Here is a 2,312-nt window from a genome sequence, read left to right on the forward strand (position 1 = left end):
TTCTATATGCACCTTTGCAAAGTCAGGAAGTGGGTATTTACTCTCTGTAATGCGGGTAGATTTAAAAAGTGCAAGAATCTCTTTGTCTCCAAGAGAGACAACATCTTCATACTTTTTATTTATGAGTTTAAACTCCTTGGTGTATTCGTTGACTACACTATGGCTGATATTTAAAGCTCTCGCTATCTTTCTGTTTGATAGTTTAGCTTCACATTTTAATCGTAAGATTTCTTTGATCTTCAACATGCTAAGTCCTTTCATTTTTTCTCCATCTCGTTTGAGATAGACAAAGTTTAGCACCATAATTAAATGGCAGATTTAGCTTGTTTAGAGACTTAAATATTTCGCCAACTCAATTTTCAAAATCTTTTCACAAAACACTCAAAAAGTGGAAGGTAAAAAGTGAAAAAGGTGGAAGGCAGTTTGTGAAATCAGTGGAAGGTTAAAAGTGAAAAGAGTGGAAGAATGTTTGTGAAATTTCCAATTATTGAGCTCTTTTCGAACAATAGTAATTCACATGGCATTATTATTACTAAAAATTCACTCTATTATGGATTTTTATCATCAAAAAATATTATTAAAGCCATGAATGAAGAGAATCTACTTTTAGCAAGGGACCAAAATCCACTTACTAAAATGCCAGGAAATAGAGTAATAGAAGAGTATATGCAAGAGACTTTAAACTCGAATAAACAAACGATTTTATGTTATTTTGATCTTGACAACTTTAAAGCATTTAATGATGCATATGGTTTTAGAAATGGAGATAGAATCATACAACTCTTTGCAAATATACTCACAAAACACCTCCCAAAATCTTTTTTTAAAGGTCACATAGGAGGAGATGACTTTTTTGTGGCACAAAGAATTCAAGAGAGTGATATAAACAATGCTTTGCTGTCCATAATAAAAATAATAGAAATTTTTGAAAACAATGCAAGAGATTTTTACTCTCAAAACGACAAAGGTAGAGGGTACATAATAGCACAAGACAGAGAAAGAAATAAAAAACAATTTCCTTTTTTAACGGTAAGTGCCGCTATCTTACTTATAAATATGCATGGCAATTCTAAATATTTACAGAACGCTCATGAAGTGCTAGCCATAGAAAAAAAAGTAGCTAAACACGCATCTAATCACCTTAGCATAAGCTCTTTATTGTAGCTTATGCAAGTGAGTTGATTCGCCCTCTGTTACCTTTTTATAGACATTTTTCATAGGCTTAGTATGCCCTGCCTTTCCACTACAAACAAGACGAAACTTACTACATGCTTCATCATTTTCTCTAACCCCATCACCATATAGATTGTTTCAAATATTTTTCTTATGTAATGTATCTAAATTATAGCTAAACTGTGTCCAAACTGTAATGGAATCTAGCCATAATTTCATTATAATTTTATACAAAAGGGTAAGACATGAATAGAAAAAAAATATATCTTTCTTTGGTAAGTACTTTAATATCTCTTAGTATTACAGGCTGTGGTAATTCAGGCACTCAAGGTGATGATATACCAAACAAAACACAAATGTTACATGGTGCAGCTACTGATGATTATATCATTGATGGTGATGTTAAGATATATGATAAAAATGGAAAACTTGTAAGTAAAAAATGTGAAACAGGTGATTTTGGTCAATTCACTTGCGAGTTAACAGGTGTAAATGAGAATGATAAGCTTGTGGTAATTGTTGAGGGAGGGAAGCTTGATACTGATGGAAATGCTTCTACTCTTGTGGACACTAAAGATTTTAGTGGAAAAAGTTTAATCGCTACAGCAGAACTAGGAAAAGGTGTTATTGTATCTCCTATAACTACAAAATTAATGGTTGGAGCCAAGATAACAGTAGATACAGATGAAAATCTTTCGTACTTAAATACTCAATTTGATCTTTCTTCAATAAAAGATAAGAATTTAACTCAAATTTTGATTAATGAAAAAAATTCTCTCATACCTACAATCATTAAGGCTAATAACAAGGAGACTATTAGAGAACAAGTTAGAAAAGCAAAAAAGTTACTTGCAAATAACATTTTAATTGTTAATGATGTAAAAGAAGGTAACAATCAAAACTTTAGAGTTCATATTTTACATGTAAATGATACTCATTCGCATATAGAACCTGAAAGAATAAGTGTAAAATTTGATGGTGTAAAAACTTATGTATATACAGGCGGTTATGTAAAAATAGCAAAATATTTTAATGATACAAAAGAGGCTGATTCACACACTCTAAATCTTCATGCCGGAGATGCGGTTCAAGGTACACTTTATTATAATCTTTTTGGTGGAAAAGTAGGAGTTGCTTGT

At 31.4% G+C, this 2,312-nt stretch carries 3 protein-coding genes; 2 read left to right on the forward strand and 1 reads right to left on the reverse strand.

Annotation, left to right across the window (positions count from 1 at the left end; genetic code table 11):
* Window positions 1–261, reverse strand: a 261-nt coding sequence (locus MVY38_RS08840; RefSeq protein WP_297485349.1) for a helix-turn-helix domain-containing protein, incomplete at its 3' end; no start/stop codon positions are given.
* A gap of 204 nt (window positions 262–465) precedes the next feature.
* Here MVY38_RS08840 and MVY38_RS08845 point away from each other — a divergent pair.
* Together MVY38_RS08845 and MVY38_RS08850 are read left to right on the forward strand one after the other, a co-directional pair.
* Window positions 466–1,164, forward strand: coding sequence for a GGDEF domain-containing protein (locus MVY38_RS08845; RefSeq protein ID WP_297485351.1), 699 nt, complete (start codon window positions 466–468; stop codon window positions 1,162–1,164).
* A 254-nt stretch (window positions 1,165–1,418) separates the two neighbouring features.
* On the forward strand, window positions 1,419–2,312 hold an 894-nt coding region (locus tag MVY38_RS08850), incomplete at its 3' end, for a hypothetical protein (protein WP_297485353.1).

The organism is Sulfurimonas sp., from assembly GCF_027056685.1.
In the GTDB taxonomy this organism is placed as follows: domain Bacteria; phylum Campylobacterota; class Campylobacteria; order Campylobacterales; family Sulfurimonadaceae; genus Sulfurimonas.

What these genes read in the sequence shown, in the direction of transcription:
- MVY38_RS08845 (WP_297485351.1), top strand. Translation starts at nt 466, where the DNA reads ATGTTTGTGAAATTTCCAATTATTGAGCTCTTTTCGAACAATAGTAAT.